This is a genomic window from Bacteroides sp. D20 (assembly GCF_003436255.1).
Classification (GTDB): Bacteria; Bacteroidota; Bacteroidia; order Bacteroidales; family Bacteroidaceae; genus Bacteroides; species Bacteroides uniformis.
In genome coordinates this window covers 1-15,162 of the sequence record NZ_QSOO01000016.1, presented here as the reverse complement: position 1 = coordinate 15,162, position 15,162 = coordinate 1, and the positions used below count along the sequence as shown (strand labels likewise).

The 15,162-nt window shown below is 40.9% G+C and carries 14 protein-coding genes and 1 pseudogene; 9 read left to right on the top strand and 6 right to left on the bottom strand.

All coding sequences use genetic code 11. The features are described from left to right. Nucleotides 1–18 precede the first annotated feature (18 nt). From DXD78_RS15650 to DXD78_RS15640, 3 genes are read left to right on the top strand one after another with little or no spacing between them, the layout of a single operon-like run. On the top strand, nucleotides 19–978 hold the full coding sequence (locus DXD78_RS15650; protein WP_009037233.1) for a fimbrillin family protein: 960 nt from the start codon (nucleotides 19–21) through the stop codon (nucleotides 976–978). 28 nt (nucleotides 979–1,006) lie between these two features. Then, complete coding sequence (locus tag DXD78_RS15645; protein ID WP_009037232.1) at nucleotides 1,007–1,906, top strand: fimbrillin family protein; 900 nt, start codon at nucleotides 1,007–1,009, stop codon at nucleotides 1,904–1,906. A 40-nt stretch (nucleotides 1,907–1,946) separates the two neighbouring features. Beyond that, complete coding sequence (locus DXD78_RS15640) at nucleotides 1,947–3,548, top strand: fimbrillin family protein (protein ID WP_009037231.1); 1,602 nt, start codon at nucleotides 1,947–1,949, stop codon at nucleotides 3,546–3,548. A gap of 384 nt (nucleotides 3,549–3,932) precedes the next feature. Here the strand turns inward: DXD78_RS15640 and DXD78_RS15635 are convergent, their stop codons facing one another. Beyond that, on the bottom strand, nucleotides 3,933–4,184 hold the full coding sequence (locus tag DXD78_RS15635) for a hypothetical protein (RefSeq protein ID WP_009037230.1): 252 nt from the start codon (nucleotides 4,182–4,184) through the stop codon (nucleotides 3,933–3,935). 539 nt (nucleotides 4,185–4,723) lie between these two features. Here DXD78_RS15635 and DXD78_RS15630 point away from each other — a divergent pair. The 6 genes from DXD78_RS15630 (at nucleotide 4,724) to DXD78_RS15605 (ending at nucleotide 9,988) form a co-directional block, all read left to right on the top strand. Next, complete coding sequence (locus DXD78_RS15630) at nucleotides 4,724–5,233, top strand: very short patch repair endonuclease (RefSeq protein WP_009037229.1); 510 nt, start codon at nucleotides 4,724–4,726, stop codon at nucleotides 5,231–5,233. A 122-nt stretch (nucleotides 5,234–5,355) separates the two neighbouring features. After that, nucleotides 5,356–6,309 (top strand): HaeIII family restriction endonuclease, encoded by a 954-nt coding sequence (locus DXD78_RS15625; RefSeq protein ID WP_009037228.1) that lies wholly within the window; start codon nucleotides 5,356–5,358, stop codon nucleotides 6,307–6,309. A gap of 12 nt (nucleotides 6,310–6,321) precedes the next feature. Further along, nucleotides 6,322–7,329, top strand: coding sequence for a DNA cytosine methyltransferase (locus tag DXD78_RS15620; RefSeq protein ID WP_008653042.1), 1,008 nt, complete (start codon nucleotides 6,322–6,324; stop codon nucleotides 7,327–7,329). Nucleotides 7,330–7,333: 4 nt separating this feature from the next. Then, complete coding sequence (locus DXD78_RS15615) at nucleotides 7,334–8,734, top strand: DNA cytosine methyltransferase (RefSeq protein WP_008653041.1); 1,401 nt, start codon at nucleotides 7,334–7,336, stop codon at nucleotides 8,732–8,734. Nucleotides 8,735–8,891: 157 nt separating this feature from the next. Next, nucleotides 8,892–9,092, top strand: a complete 201-nt coding sequence (locus DXD78_RS15610) for a helix-turn-helix domain-containing protein (RefSeq protein ID WP_008653040.1) — start codon at nucleotides 8,892–8,894, stop codon at nucleotides 9,090–9,092. A gap of 2 nt (nucleotides 9,093–9,094) precedes the next feature. Beyond that, the gene (locus DXD78_RS15605; RefSeq protein WP_008653039.1) at nucleotides 9,095–9,988 is read left to right on the top strand and encodes a hypothetical protein; all 894 of its coding nucleotides are present in this window, start codon (nucleotides 9,095–9,097) and stop codon (nucleotides 9,986–9,988) included. Between the two features lie 21 nt (nucleotides 9,989–10,009). Here the strand turns inward: DXD78_RS15605 and DXD78_RS15600 are convergent. From DXD78_RS15600 to DXD78_RS15580, 5 genes and pseudogenes are all read right to left on the bottom strand, one after another. Next, nucleotides 10,010–10,390, bottom strand: a pseudogene (locus tag DXD78_RS15600) (AAA family ATPase); the annotation flags it as partial. Nucleotides 10,391–10,694: 304 nt separating this feature from the next. After that, nucleotides 10,695–11,921 carry a site-specific integrase gene (locus tag DXD78_RS15595; RefSeq protein ID WP_009037226.1) on the bottom strand — a complete coding sequence of 409 codons (1,227 nt, stop codon included), beginning with the start codon at nucleotides 11,919–11,921 and terminating at the stop codon, nucleotides 10,695–10,697. A 458-nt stretch (nucleotides 11,922–12,379) separates the two neighbouring features. Next, on the bottom strand, nucleotides 12,380–13,411 hold the full coding sequence (locus DXD78_RS15590) for a nucleoid-associated protein (protein ID WP_009037225.1): 1,032 nt from the start codon (nucleotides 13,409–13,411) through the stop codon (nucleotides 12,380–12,382). A gap of 1 nt (nucleotide 13,412) precedes the next feature. Further along, nucleotides 13,413–13,916 (bottom strand): hypothetical protein, encoded by a 504-nt coding sequence (locus tag DXD78_RS15585; protein ID WP_009037224.1) that lies wholly within the window; start codon nucleotides 13,914–13,916, stop codon nucleotides 13,413–13,415. A 3-nt stretch (nucleotides 13,917–13,919) separates the two neighbouring features. Further along, complete coding sequence (locus DXD78_RS15580) at nucleotides 13,920–14,825, bottom strand: hypothetical protein (protein WP_009037223.1); 906 nt, start codon at nucleotides 14,823–14,825, stop codon at nucleotides 13,920–13,922. Nucleotides 14,826–15,162: the final 337 nt, after the last annotated feature.

The window sequence follows — 15,162 nt, the reverse complement described above, 5'->3', positions numbered from 1 at the left end:
TACTAAGAATGTAAGATTATGAAACTTAGAAATTTATCAATCATTGCCGCAGCAGCCCTTGCGCTTGCCGCCTGCAACAACGACAACGAAGCAACCACCGACAACTGGAACGGCGAAATCCGCCTCACCAGCGGCATCACCTCCCAGACCCGTTCCTACGGCCTCGACACACAGCTTGGCGCAGGCCTGCAAGTATCTGCCTGGGTGGACGACAACAACAACCTCCCCCTCTACCAGAACAACCTGCTCACCGCCGACGGCACCGGCGGCTTCACTTACGCCAGCGACATGTACTACATCTCGCCCGACCCCGTGAACATCTATGCCATCCATGCCAACCCTGCCCCGGTGGGAAAAGCCTTCCCCGCATCGGTGTCCCACGAAGTGAAGGCCGACCAGACCACGAAAACCGCCTACGCCGCCTCCGACCTGCTCTATTCCACCAAGCGGAACGTGGCCCCCACCGCCTCTAACGTGACCCTCACTTTCTACCATTTGCTATCTAAAGTAGAAGTAGTGCTGAAGCGCGGCAACGGCGCCCCCGACCTCTCCGGTGCCATCGTGACCCTGGAGAACACCGCCCTGAAGGCCACCTTCACCCCCAAGAAAGCCGCTGACATGAGTAACAAGACCGAACGCCAGGCGATGATAGCCCTCGCTGCCAACCCCAACCCCGCCACTCCGATTACCATCCCCACGGTGGTGACGACAGACTTTAACGCCACCAATCTCCAGTACGCTGAAGCCATCGTGGTGCCCCAGGAACTAACCGCAGGCACCGTCTTTATCCGCGTGAAGCTGGCGGACAATACGAACTTCGTCTACAAAATCCCCGCCGGAGATGCCTTGGAGCTGCAAAGCGGCAAGCGGTACATCTATAAGATAACCGTGGACTATTACGGCCTGACGCTGGAAACCGACATCAAGAACTGGGAAACCATAGGCGCACCCGTAGAAGGCTCTGCATTTCAGGAGTAATCCGTAAACAATAAATATAAAGAAAAAAATGAAGAAGACGAACATACCAATATATATAATGTACCTGTGGGCAGCCTTGGTTTTGGCTGCCTGCACAGGCGATGACGATGCGGCATGGCCCGAAGGCGGCGTGCCGCTGGAACTCTACGCAGCCGTAGAGGGATATTCCTCCGCCAACGCCCAGACACGGGCTACCACTGAAAACAGGTGGGAAGGGGGAGAAAGGGTGAGGCTGTGGATTAGCTCTAGCTTCTCCGGGCCGGCTCAGGATGTATACTCCTCCGTCGATTCCGATGGAAAGCTGATTATGAATGGAGCCCTATCCAACTGGGTAAGCCCGGATGAGGAAAAGGGGATTCAAGGGTTATATCCGTTGTCGAGGAATATTGTTTCATTCTCTGTACAGGCCGACCAGAGAGATGAAGGATATCAGGATAGCGACTGCATGGCTGCTCCCTACCTCCGCATCGCCGTAACGTCCCCCGATAAGACCCTCGTTTTCCGCCACGTCATAGCCAAAGTGGTGGTACACCTCAAAGCGGGCAACGGCGTGACCGACGATGAACTGCAGCGCGCCACTGTAACCTTTGAAAACCTCACGTGCACGGGAGGGAGTATCGATTTCAGCAATGGAACCGCAGGGCAAGTGACCCCCGACATCGACCGCATCACCCCCAACGAAGTGACCCCTGCCGCCGACGGATACGTACGCACCGTGCGCGCCCTGCTTCCTCCCCAGAACAAGTCGGGACAGAAGTTCGTGAAAATAGTCATCGGAGGAAAGACCTTTTACTACACCCCCGCCGCAGGCGAAGCGGACTTCTTCAGTGGCAAGATGTACGAGTACCGCCTCACCGTGACCTCGGAAGGTATCGAAAATATCGACGTGGAAGGAGAAGGAGGAGGTACGTGGCATCCGGTCGAGTAGAACAGTAACAACTAAATTCATCAATAAAAAAAGAAACCGTATGAAACAACATCATTCCATATTTCCCCCGGCAGCATCCCTGGCCTGCGCCCTCATCCTGATGCTGGCGGCATGCACGTCCGACGCACTGGACGAACTGCCCCCTGCCGGCACCGACCCCGATGCCCGCCCCCTCACCATCACCGTGAGCGACGGCGGCATGTACGCCACCGGACAAACCCGCGCCCAGGAACGCGGTTACAGCACCGTCTTCACCGAAGGCGACCGCATCGGCCTCTACGTGGTGAAGGACAAAACCCTGGAGGTGGAGAACCTCTGCCTTACCCTACAGGGAGGCAAGTGGACGCTGCCTGCCGGCACTTCCCAGCTCTTATACTCACCCGACAGGAGTTATCATGCCTATTATCCCTACCAGGACAATAGCTATATGAGCGGCAGGGTATCGCCCGGCGATGAAGACTTCTTTAAGTCTGTAGTCTATGATTGGCCTGTTAAAATCAACCAGAGTACCTACGCCCAATACACCGCCTCCGACCTGATGACGGCCCGTGGTGTGTATAGCAACCACACGCTCAGCTTCGCGATGGAGCACCGCATGTCTCTGTTCATCCTTCAGGTGCCAGCTACGAAATATACCTATACCGAAAAGATAGACGGCCAAGAGATTTCTAAGAGCTATTACCGCTACACGGCGGTGATCAATAAAAATGTATATTGGCAGGAGAATCCCTGCACGGCCCGCCTGCTGGTGAATACTAACACCCCTACGGCCTCGGATCCGGGACCGTATGAGTATTACTACAAGGGAAATCGGAAGACTTTCTATTTTGACTATTCCCAATTAAATCTTCAGCCCGGAAAATATACCGTCCACGAGATTGACGGCGATGAGGCGATAGAAGAGCGGCCGTTAGCGGCGGGTGACTACTATATGCAGGACGGCAGCATCCTGCCCGGGAATGAAGATGGCAGTCTGTCCCGTGATGAACAGGAGAGTTGTCTCGGCGTAGTCTTCTGGGTGGGTGAGAAGCCTAATCGTCTACTCTACTCCTATCATTGGACGCATACCGCCAATAAGCGGGGCGACCACCTGCTGATGCACGACCATCCCGGCTGCGTGCACGGCATTGTGGTGGCGCTCACGAATGCTGGTAAGACAGAATGGTCTTCTACAAGTATGGGCAATACGTACACATGGCTCGTGAGTTATGCGGCTACCGGACAGGAAGCGGAAAAGAAATTGATGCTTGAGTCTACCCACACTTTTGGTTACAATACTAGCCGCTGTATCCAATGGTATCGGGATTACGGAGGACAACGCACCGAAGCCTATGATGCCATAGAAGTTTTTGCAAGAACCAATCCTACACCGGTCGGTTGCAGCGGTTGGTACTTCCCCAGTGATTATGAGATGTACATCATGACCCGCGGAACGCTCGATCTCGATGAAGACTACCACATGGACACCCTCCTCGATGCCCAATTCGAGAAAGCCGGAGGCAGTAAATTTAATACAGATGACTTCTATTGGAGCGGTACTGATTATAAACACGAGAGCCATTGTATGACATTTGGCTATCATTCTAATTCTTTGGCAGACAAACGGAATAAGTACTACGTCCGTGCCGTGCTGGCCTTTTAGCGGCCTGCGTGCGGAAGCTGCGAAATAAAACGATTTATTAACCCCCGTCCTGCTAAAGAAAGGAGGTTATTGATTGAGTGGATTTAACAAGAACAAACCCTAAACACAAGTGAATTTCTTCGCTTGCATCTAAGGCTCGTTCTATGTCTTTCCCTAAATATTCAATCAAAGGAACTTCGGAGCATTGGTGGGTAATTGGTCGGCTACGGGAATAGAGTTATGAACATATACGCTGCCAACAGAATATGTCTTTTTAATTGACGATGTGAGGTGATAGTACAATTATTAAAGCATTCTTTTTCTCAGTAGGCATAAGGGGGACTAAAAGAGGGGGGCAGTCAGACGGCACGAAGTGCCGGATGGCTGCGCCATCCGTCGCTTCGTTTACTCTTGGTCTAATAGTTCATTTTTGAACCTATCCAATTTGACTTTAGCGCCGTCCTTATTGCTACGCTTCGTATCAAAATAGTCTTTGATGATGGGTTCGGACAACTTGCACATTGTGCCTTTCTTGCCGTCTCCATATCGGGAGTAAGTTATCCCGTGGCACTCCAACAGGTAAGAAATTCTATCAAGCACATCATTTACGGGGATATATAAATCGCTACCCGTTTCAGCTTCAAATTCACTTCTCATATTCAATAAGAACTTCTGGCTTCTTTAACTGAACCATGTAAACCAGTGCGATTTAGGCATAAAAAAAGAGAGCTACTTTGATGTAACTCTCTGAATTTTTGGTGATCCGCCTGGGGCTCGAACCAAACGTTATTTCTTCCTCAATATCAGTACTTTCAGAAATTTAGGCTTTGTGTCCGTCACGCTTTAGTCCTTAAAAACTGTCTGCTGTTGTCCAGTGTCTGTCTGCCAACATCTTGGGTTCAAATGTACGCATTATTTTGGGATTATGCAAACCGTTGAAAATAAACATTCTAAGGTTAGTGCAAGGTGCAAGCTATATATAGATATATACTTACACCTTGCACTAAATGTAACTGTTGTTCGTACCGCCCCCGCAAGGTAGCTACCTTGCGGGGGAGACGGGGTAAATGTAGGGAGGATTTGCGGAAATGCGATCAGGCGGGGCATATTTATCGAAAACGGTGGATTGTCGGGAGGTAAGGGCGGGGATGTTGAAGGAAATGGTTATTTTTGCAACCGGATAAATCGGCTATGCTATGGATATTTGGAGCAAGAAGAAGCGTTCTGCCGTCATGGCGAAGATACGGAGCAAAGACACGAAACCGGAGTGGATTGTGCGTCGTTACCTCTTTTCGCGCGGCTACCATTACCGCAAGAATGTAAAAGGGCTGCCGGGCACGCCGGACATCGTGTTGTGCAAGTATGGCATCGTGATTTTCATACACGGTTGTTTTTGGCACGGGCACGAGGTGGATGGTCATATTCCCCATTCCAACAGTGAGTTTTGGCGCAAGAAGATTGAACGCAACAGGCAACGTGATGAACGGAACAAGGGGGAATTGAAGAAGTTGGGCTGGCGGGTGATGACGGTCTGGGAGTGCCAATTGAAGCCGGTGGTGAGGCAGCAGACGTTGTTGGAGATTGAATATCATATTAATCATACGTACTTGGAGCGTTTTAAATCGGAAAAGGTAAAACCTTATGAGATAGAGGAGAAGGAAGCCACCGGCATGGTGGCTGAGGAAAGAGTAGAATATAGAAAATAGATATTGGTAGATACTGGATTTTTGTAGAGTTGTTATTTCTGTTTTTCACTTTTGTGTGATGAAAGGGGGGATTCTGCAAGATTTAGAGTAACTTCGCAAAATGAAATTAGAATAAGTATCCTATGAGTGATAAAAGTAACAACCAAGGTAGAGCCTATGAATTTGTTTGCCTATTGAGCCTTGGCGAAGAGATTGGCAAATTTCGTCCTGTAAATATTGTCCAAAACAGTAGTTATTTGGCAGCAGAATATGCTTGGAATACCTTGTCTCCTGAAATGAAAAATATATACAAGGTGAGTTCTTATGCTGCTGTCATTCAAATTTTTGAATTGGAACCCCGTATAATGGAAAAAGGAGGTGACGTGTTGGAATTGCGAATACAATCAGATACTAAGGGGAAAGAAGGAGATGTACGAGACATTTTGATTGTCCGTCATAATATTCAATGGGAAATCGGATTGAGCCTTAAACATAATCATTTTGCAGTAAAACATAGCCGCCTTAGCCAAAAGCTGGATTTTGGGGCAAAATGGTATGGAATCCCTTGTTCTCAAAAATACTGGGAAGATGTAAGACCTGTATTTACTTATCTTGTTCAAGAAAAAAACAAAAATACATTGTTTGACAATTTGCCTGATAAAGAAAATGATGTTTATATACCATTATTGCAAGCTTTTATTGCTGAAATAAATCTCCAAAATCAGATACATCCAGATATACCAAGTAGATTAGTTGAATACCTTTTAGGAAAACATGATTTTTATAAGGTTATTAGTATTGACAAACAGCGGACAACGCAAATCCAATCTTACAATTTGCATGGTACTCTTAATCGAAATGGCACATATCGAAAAGCATCTATGGAGATACCTATTGCATCATTGCCTACCCGCATTGTTAGTTTGGATTTTGTCCCTAATAAAGCGAATACGGTTGAGCTTTATATGGATGGAGGTTGGCAATTCTCTTTTCGCATACACAATGCAGAGAAGAAAGTTGTCCCAAGTTTAAAATTTGACATTCAAATAGTAGGCATGCCTACTACTATAATAACTATAAATTGTCTTTGGAAATAAAATAGAAATATAATGGAATTAATTAGTCTTTTCTCCGGTGCAGGAGGTTTAGATTTAGGTTTTCATAAAGCGGGTTTCAGAACTGTTACGGCAAATGAGTTTGACGCTAAGATTTGTCCGACTTTCCGTGCAAACTTTCCGGAAGTGAATCTAATCGAAGGGGATATCCGGGATATTCCTTCTTGTGAATTCCCTGATAATATTACTGGTATAATAGGAGGTCCTCCTTGCCAATCATGGAGTGAAGCAGGTTCGTTAAAGGGAATAGAAGATGCCCGTGGTCAGTTGTTTTATGAGTATATCCGTATTTTACGAGATAAACAACCTTTGTTTTTTGTTGCAGAGAACGTATCTGGAATGCTTGCCAAACGCCATTCGGATGCCGTTAGTGGTTTTATGAAATTGTTTGATGAAGCGGGCTATGATGTGAATTTGAAAATGCTTAATGCCAATGATTACGATGTACCGGAAGACCGTGACCGGGTATTTTACATCGGATTCCGTAAAGATTTGGATATACATGATTTTGAATATCCTACCCCTTTAAAGCATAAACCTACTTTGCGTGAAAGCATTTGGGATTTGCAAGATTCTGCGATTCCGGCACTTGAAAAGAACAAAACTAATGGGAATGCTTGTAAAGTCCCTAATAACGAATATTTTATAGGGGCATATTCACCTATATTCATGTCACGCAACAGAGTACGTTCATGGGATGAACCGGGTTTTACAGTTCAAGCTAGTGGTCGCCAATGCCAGCTACATCCACAGGCACCTAAGATGATAAAAGTTGAAAAGAATCTGCAAAAGTTTGTAGAAGGGAGTGAGCATCTTTATCGCAGGATGACTGTACGTGAAGTTGCACGGGTACAAAGTTTCCCGGATGAGTTCAAATTTGTATACGAAGACGTAAACTATGCCTATAAAATGATAGGCAATGCAGTTCCCGTTAATTTGGCTTACCATGTGGCTATGCAAATAAGGAAAACATTGGTGGAAAAAGGAATTGTCATTGCTTAAAGGAATGAAAGTCGCATCTTTCTTTGCAGGATGTGGCGGATTAGACCTTGGCTTTGAGCAAGCAGGCTATGAAGTTGTTTGGGCGAATGAATTTGATGAAGCAATACATAAAACTTATCAATTCAATCACCCAAATACTTATTTGTGTAAGTCAGACATTCGAAAATTAAAAGGAGAAGATATACCCGATTGCGATGGGTTTATCGGAGGACCTCCTTGCCAATCGTGGAGCGAGGGAGGAAGACAATTAGGATTGGATGATGAACGGGGGCGATTATTTTTTGATTATGTCCGATTGATAAAAGAAAAGCATCCAAAGTTCTTTCTCATCGAAAATGTACAAGGGATTATAAACGACAAACATTTTAGTACATTCCTATCATTCCTTTCTACTCTTGAAGGAGCTGGATATGTAGTAAACTATTCTTTATTGAATGCAGCAGACTATTATATTCCCCAAGACCGTTATCGTGTGTTTGTTGTCGGTTTCTTAAAAGAGTTGAACTGTACGTTCAATTTTCCAAAGCCATTCGGAAAACCTTATGTCACATTAAGAAAGGCAATTGGAGATATAATGGAGAATCCTCACCCATATACAAATGAAGGTGTGGACCAAGAATATAGGAAGTGGCTTAACCATGACATTTTTGCAGGTCCATGGGATGCAAAATTCATGGCACGTAATCGTGTTCGCTCCTGGGATGAAACTTCATTTACAATACAAGCGCAGGCAAAGAACTGCCCCCTTCACCCACAAGCTCCCAAAATGAAATATATATCACAAACCCAACGTGTTTTTCAGCAAGGAGCAGAACATTTATATCGCAGGCTAAGTGTTCGGGAATGTGCAAGAATCCAAACTTTCCCGGATAAATTCCGCTTTTTCTATGAAGATATAAAAGACGGCTATAAAATGGTTGGCAATGCTGTACCACCTCGTTTGGCTAAATTCTTAGCTTTGTCAATAAAGAAAGCATTGGTCTCTGTTGAAGAAAGAAAAGCAGAAACCATTAATGTGTTAGTTGCTTATTACAAGGATAATAATCAACTTCGACAAACTTTGAAAAACAAACTTTATTATGTGCGTGCCGGATTGCGCCGTGGAGCGTTACAAATCCCCATAGGCATGTCCTATCCCATTTATTTACTATTACATAATCATAATAACAAGTTTTTGTTTCGTATCATTCCTGACTACCCAAAACTAATATCTGCATCCGACTTGATTAAATTAGGTTTTATGCCCTCAGGTAAGGAATATTTTGCTTTTCGGTTGGAAAGTGCCCAAAGCATAAACATTGTAGGTGTAGATTTGTCAAAAGTGCAGATTAAAGGAAAAAACCACAATAAAGCTATACCATATATTACTCCTATTCAAGATTTTATTTATAGAATAAATGCCTAATTGCATAAAATCTCGTATTCTTAATACTTTCCCTTCTTTGTTTCTGTTCTGAAGCAAATAGAGTTATTGTAATTTTCTTTAAAAGAATCACTTAGAAATCCATTGTAGACAATAGTCCGTTGTGTGATTGTCTACACCCTCATAATTTTGCACCGCTATGGATATAAATGAAGTTTTTGGAAAGAAAGTGTTGGAGAGAAGACTATCTCTCAAAATATCACAGGAGACATTAGCCAATATGGCTGATATTGATAGAACCTATTTACCTGATATTGAAAAAGGTAAAAGGAACGTGTCTCTAAGAGTTGCGGACAAAATCGCAAAAGCATTGAATGTTTCACTTAAAGACTTATTATAATTATGCCTGATTTTATCAATACAGAACATTGTGTAGAAAAACTATTCCCTGTAGGAACGACCTTTTCTTTTGAGGGGAAAAAATATCAAGTTGCACTTTGTGGGAAACCTCGTCCTGCGCGTGGTGAATGTAAAACAGATGTTTATATTAAAGGGATAGCTTCTGATGGAGAAGCCAGGGAAATAAAAATATCTGTTAAACAAAAAAATGCAGATTTTTTAGAAAATAAGATGTCTTTTGACAGGGCTTGTGAAATATTTGGGAAAGACGCTTCAGGCATCATTAAGCAATGTTTACTTTCTATACAGGATTCTTTTGTTGCCGATAATTTGGTCTATTTTGAGAAAAAAGGTAAAACAGGAGCACATACAATGAAATTAGGCTGGAAGTTTGAACTACTGAATAAATTAAGCGGTGAAAAATCTGGTGCTTTAAAACTTACTGAAGAACAAAAATACGATATTTTTGCAGGAATTAACCTGTCAGAAAATAAGAAAAATAGTTCTGTAAATGGTCAAATTATTAAGAATTCAGGAGTGGCGAATTATATTTTGAATATTGATGATGAGAATCTAACTCAAGATACATGTTTGAAAATGTTACAACCAATAGAAGAATATGCAAAATTCCAAACTATCTATTTTGCTTGTAAAGCTTTAAACTACAGATTTGATAGAAATAAATGGGATGGACCAAGACCTTTGTCTGTATATGTAGATTGGTTTGTTGATAATGGAAAATTGGACGCACACTTGGCTTTCGACAATCCTTTGGAACATAATGGAAATGAAGTTGGCGAGAAATTAAGAAATATTTTGAACGAATTGAAAATTAAAAAATTTGATGATTTGAGGGGTGTATTATCTCCTAATGTAAAATGTTATTTTGGTAAGTAGCCATTCTTATAGAGTGCTGCCGTTCACCGTGCCGGACAGGTCGAAAAAGACAATATCCGGCACGTGTCCGGCTGTGGCTACATACTCGTCAGCCGTGACTATCGCCTTTTCGGGCGAACTGCACGGCACCGGGTAGGCTTTCTTCCCCAGCCGGGTAAACTGTTCATACGCCATGCGCTTGTAATCTTCATCTGCCCCGACCTGCTCGGCATCCCGATTGCGCATCCCGGCAATGGAGTGTTGGGGGTAGTCGCAATCCACCACCGCCACATCGTAGCCTTTGAGGTAGTAGAGGTAACTCGCCGCCAGCACGGTAAAGGTGGTTTTGCCGACCCCGCCCTTTTGGGTGGAAAAGGCGACATAAAGGGGTGTTTTCTCGTTTTCCATATTGCTTTCTTTCATTATTGGTTGATAGATTTGTTCAATCCAGCCATATTGAAATCTTGCTTTCAATCAATCAAGCTATCAATATTTCAATAAAACAAGATTGCAGAATTACAAAAATAAACTCATCGGTCGGGGAACGCCCAGCGGCAAGGGGCGGGACCACCCGTCCCGACGAGCGAAAAAATCTTTAGTTAGGGAATGTCTTTCTTTCATTGGCAACACGACTTCGGAGTGAATTTGCCCAAGGTGTTTTGCGGCACGGAAAACAGATTTGTGTGCCACAAATCACACCTTGCTGTTATCTGACGATAACATGATTTCATCGGCTGGCAATCCTGTGTGCAGCGTCCAGCTTTTGAGCCAACATTTCCATGTCGTTACTTACCTTCAAATTGGTAATCCTCGCATAAATTTGAGTAGTCCGGATATTGGTATGACCTAAAATCTTAGATACCGTTTCAATGGGAACACCATTGGCAAGCAGTACCGAAGTCGCACAAGAATGCCTTGCGACATGATAGGTTAAGGTCTTTTCAATTCCGCAAATGGCTGCGATTTCTTTTAAGTAATCATTCATTTTCTGATTGCTGATAACTGGTAAAATCTTACCGTTTGGCAATTTGTCTTTGTACTTTTCCAATATGGCTTTTGGTATATCCAGCAATCGGACGGTAGATGTAACATTTGTTTTGTGTCTTTTCCGTATAATCCACAAATTACCGTCAAATCCGGTGCGAATGTCCTCCTGCTTTAACTCGCATACGTCAATGTAGGAAAGTGCCGTGTAACAACTGAAAATGAACAAATCACGTACCTGCTCCAACCGTTTAGAGCTAAACTCGTGGTTGTAAATGGTGGTAATTTCTTCCATAGTCAGGTAATCCCTATCGGTACGTTCAAACCTTACCCGATAACTCCCGAAAGGGTCGGCAGTCACTAAACCCGTATTCTTGGCAAAGTTTACTACCGTGCGAAAACGTTGTACGAACTTCATAGCCGTATTATGGCTGCACCCATAGTTATTCTTGATATACAACAGGAAATCTTCAATGAATACCACATTTATATCTTTAATGAGCATATCGGAAACGGAGTATTTAAACTTCATAAACTCCATAAGCCGTTTCTTTGTCAGTTCATAACGTGAATAGGTCTTGTCTGCGGTATTCATTTTGACCTTTTGCAAATACTGTTCGTTGTGCTGTTTGAAGAACTCTATCAAAGTCCGTTCCCTTGCTATCTTGCCTAAAAAAGCGTTCTTTACCAGTTCTGCGGTTACATATCCGTCTTGCGCCATTAACGCATGGTAATGTTGATGAACTGTGCTACGAATACTTTCCAGCATGGAATTGATGTGTACGGCTTCTGCGGTTCTGCCGGAAGCCTTGCCTAATTCCACGCTCCAGTGAGCCGGATTTATTTCCAGTTTGGTGTTAAACTGGGCTACAACTTGGTCGATAGTGATACGTGCGATAATCGGTGCATTACCGTTCTTCTTTACTGCATTTCGTTTGACGAAATAGAGTAGCTTAAAAGTACTTCTCATAATCTCTTTTTTTTAGTTACAAACTTAAATTGATAAACTGAAAATGAGATATTTGCAGTACGGACAAATCAAGACAACAAACCGCCAATTTGGGACATTCCGTGACCTAAAATCTTAGAGGGTGGACAGGTCACGAATTGGTCACGAAAGTGTGTCTTTTTGTGACCTTTTCGTGTCTTAGGTCACAGACATTATATAAAGAAAAACTCCTACAATACCTTGATATTGTAGGAGTTGTACATTTACTGTCCATTTCTGTCCAGCGTTTCTGTGATCCGCCTGGGATTCTCCTAAGAGAGTTACCACGCTGATATTTAAAACTTTATATTTCTTGCTTCAAGCATATCCCATGAATTATCCCACTAAATTTCTACGTGCTTTTGCGGTAGTTTGCTCATGGAGAATACTGGGGGCAAAGTTATTTGTTTTTATTGTATTAGCAAATAAAAATATAAAATCTATTCTTCATCTCTAAAGAAAAGCTTATAGAAATTTAATTTGCGATGTTCATCGAAACCTTTCTCTAAATATCTAATATCACCATCTATTGTTATTTTGAAGTTTTTATCTAATTTGATTATGTTTTTAATGCTTCTTGATTGTTTCTTAGTCGCATTTTCTGAAATTGTAAAATCATCCGCAATTACAACTTCTCTTTCTTCTTCAAATGTTTTCTTGTAGCTTTGAAATTCATCTCTAAGACTTTGTTCCTGAATTATTTGGTTAGAGAACTCGTCTATATCAAAGAAATCGTTTTTTGAGAAAAACGATACAGCTTTATTAAGTATATCTGCTTTTTGTACATTATCTATATTTTTGTTTTTAGACACAAAATTTTTGCATAATGAAATAATATTGTTAGTATAATAATATTCATCATTTCTCTGCTTTACATGCAAAAATTCATCTTTCCAATAACGAGCTTCTGAACCTTTACTGGAATTATCAACGATACCAACTAAAAAACCTTTCTCTCTCTCTAAATTAAAGATCAAACATCCCTTGTCCAATTTATTAATATTAATACCAAAATCACTATTAATTTCAAAATCATCCCCTGTAGAAAAAACTCTTAGATAGGTTTCTTTGGTTTCAGATTTAAAAATTCCAACTCCATCTGTTAATTGACCATCTATTACACAGTCTTTAAAATATGCAATATAAAGCTCTCCTCCATTAATTTTAGGATGCATAGACTTATTATATAGGTGCTTTGCTATATTTTTAGATTGTTGTAGAATAGAATCTTTGTTGTCAAATATATTGCTTGCATATACGAAAATCTCATTTAAATTGAGATCAGAATCATGAAATAGGTTATAATACTCATTGCTCTTGAAATTAGCAAAAAAATAATTAACAAGCAACTTACTGATATTCTCATTTACACACAATGGTGATTTTGAAAAGATTACGCCTTCCTCTTCTACTTTATTACCTACTTTATGTAAGCATATCTTGTCTAAAATAACATTATCTATATGTATCATACTATTTTTTTGTAATTACAAAATAAAAATCCAAAATCAATCTCAAAGTCATTAATATACAATGAATCAATAAAAATACATTAAATGAGAATAATATTTTCCCGACTAAGAAAGTAGTTGAGAAAAATATTGGATAAATCATGCCAATCAACAGTAAAAAGCCTTCTACTACAACTATATAAGTGAAATTAATAGTAATAGCTCTATATAATGAAACAGGTTCAGAACCTAACTTTACTTTTTCTATATAACTATTTCGAGCTTTTTCTATATTTGCTCCTTCGGAAGTTAGGAATATAGCAAATACAGAAATTGTAAAACCTAATAGAATGCCAATGACTGAAAGAATATCACTCTGAATAGCATCAACAACGCTATAGAAGCGGCATGAATCCGAATACAAAAAAACAATAATACTTACAATCAGTGGAATAATAACATTCACTAAGAAAATCCTTTTTTCACGTGTCCTTAGAAAATCTATAAAAAGTAATATATACTCCATAATTTACAAAGGCAGAATTAAAGATTTAAGAAAACGATATATTTCCATAGTTTGCACTTGACCTGTTGATTCATTTATAGACACCTTAATAGGTTCTATTTTTTCCATAAAAGTTGTATCAATAAATGTATCTTTGTCATTTTCGTTTTTTCCATAAATTCTTATTTTGGAAACCTCTTGTGCATTATTCTTCTTTTGTCTATTCAAGCGATTAAAAATATCAATACCTACTTCTTTTGCACTTTTATTTCTTTCCGCTTTTAAAGTCAATTTAACTTGGTCTTGTATAGCTGACGTTCTTTCTGAAAACTGAAGAGCGCGACTTCCTAATAATGATTTATTGAAGAAGACATCAATAGATGTTGCTCGTTTTAACTTTTCAAGCTCTGATATAAAATTATCACGAGCTATTTTTGTATATTCTACCGTAAAATTCTTCGTTTTTTTCTTTTTCTTCAAATATTCCCGTGTAAATTGATTTAAATAGCTTATGATATTATTGACTGATACACCATTTCCATTAACTTCTACCAATAAGAAAACCTCATCATTTGTTATTTTTATTGCAAAATGTGTTTTTTCTTTTTCTCCTTCTGTTTGTTTTTTAGGACTCTCTCGTTCTTCGTCTGTTTCCGTATCCCAATAGGGGGGACGATATTTATATGCAGCACTTTTAAATAGCCCTGTTATCAAGATAGAAGAATCTTTAGAATCTTGCTTCATACTAAATGACTCCAAAGAACAAGCTTTGTTACTTTTCAACTTTAAAGATCTTCTTTTGCGCCCATCAATGTAATTAAATACTTCTTTTATTTCATAAAAAGGAATTAATCCTTCTAATCCGTCAGCATTATTAGCCCACATATCTTTTACTAAAGTGTAAAAAGCAATTTTTCGTTCTTTGTCCATTGTGTATCAGTTTTAAGTATGCACAAAAATAACAAAAAAACTATTACGTTATGCGATGATCCAAAGAATTTTGTATAAAGTGAGGTTGAAAATATTAAAATTTGCAGAGGTATGCAAAAATGTAGCTTTTGCAGGATACAAAAGCAGTTTATAATTTGCGATATTTCTTCTTTCTCTTTTGGGATATAGGTATTTGTTCTTCTGGAACATTTGAATTAATTAATAAGTTAGCCCCAAATGGAACTAAGGAGACGAGAGAATCAGGAGAAAAATAGTTTTCTTGAGAGGATGTAAATTAAACTGTGTCAGCAAGGAATAAAGTATTAACTTTGCTAAC

Excerpts from the sequence above, each read along its gene's own strand:
- DXD78_RS15650 (WP_009037233.1), top strand. The coding sequence starts at position 19 with ATGAAACTTAGAAATTTATCAATCATTGCCGCAGCAGCCCTTGCGCTT.
- DXD78_RS15645 (WP_009037232.1), top strand. The coding sequence starts at position 1,007 with ATGAAGAAGACGAACATACCAATATATATAATGTACCTGTGGGCAGCC.
- DXD78_RS15640 (WP_009037231.1), top strand. The coding sequence starts at position 1,947 with ATGAAACAACATCATTCCATATTTCCCCCGGCAGCATCCCTGGCCTGC.
- DXD78_RS15635 (WP_009037230.1), bottom strand. The coding sequence starts at position 4,184 with ATGAGAAGTGAATTTGAAGCTGAAACGGGTAGCGATTTATATATCCCC.
- DXD78_RS15630 (WP_009037229.1), top strand. The coding sequence starts at position 4,724 with ATGGATATTTGGAGCAAGAAGAAGCGTTCTGCCGTCATGGCGAAGATA.
- DXD78_RS15625 (WP_009037228.1), top strand. The coding sequence starts at position 5,356 with ATGAGTGATAAAAGTAACAACCAAGGTAGAGCCTATGAATTTGTTTGC.
- DXD78_RS15620 (WP_008653042.1), top strand. The coding sequence starts at position 6,322 with ATGGAATTAATTAGTCTTTTCTCCGGTGCAGGAGGTTTAGATTTAGGT.
- DXD78_RS15615 (WP_008653041.1), top strand. The coding sequence starts at position 7,334 with ATGAAAGTCGCATCTTTCTTTGCAGGATGTGGCGGATTAGACCTTGGC.
- DXD78_RS15610 (WP_008653040.1), top strand. The coding sequence starts at position 8,892 with ATGGATATAAATGAAGTTTTTGGAAAGAAAGTGTTGGAGAGAAGACTA.
- DXD78_RS15605 (WP_008653039.1), top strand. The coding sequence starts at position 9,095 with ATGCCTGATTTTATCAATACAGAACATTGTGTAGAAAAACTATTCCCT.
- DXD78_RS15595 (WP_009037226.1), bottom strand. The coding sequence starts at position 11,921 with ATGAGAAGTACTTTTAAGCTACTCTATTTCGTCAAACGAAATGCAGTA.
- DXD78_RS15590 (WP_009037225.1), bottom strand. The coding sequence starts at position 13,411 with ATGATACATATAGATAATGTTATTTTAGACAAGATATGCTTACATAAA.
- DXD78_RS15585 (WP_009037224.1), bottom strand. The coding sequence starts at position 13,916 with ATGGAGTATATATTACTTTTTATAGATTTTCTAAGGACACGTGAAAAA.
- DXD78_RS15580 (WP_009037223.1), bottom strand. The coding sequence starts at position 14,825 with ATGGACAAAGAACGAAAAATTGCTTTTTACACTTTAGTAAAAGATATG.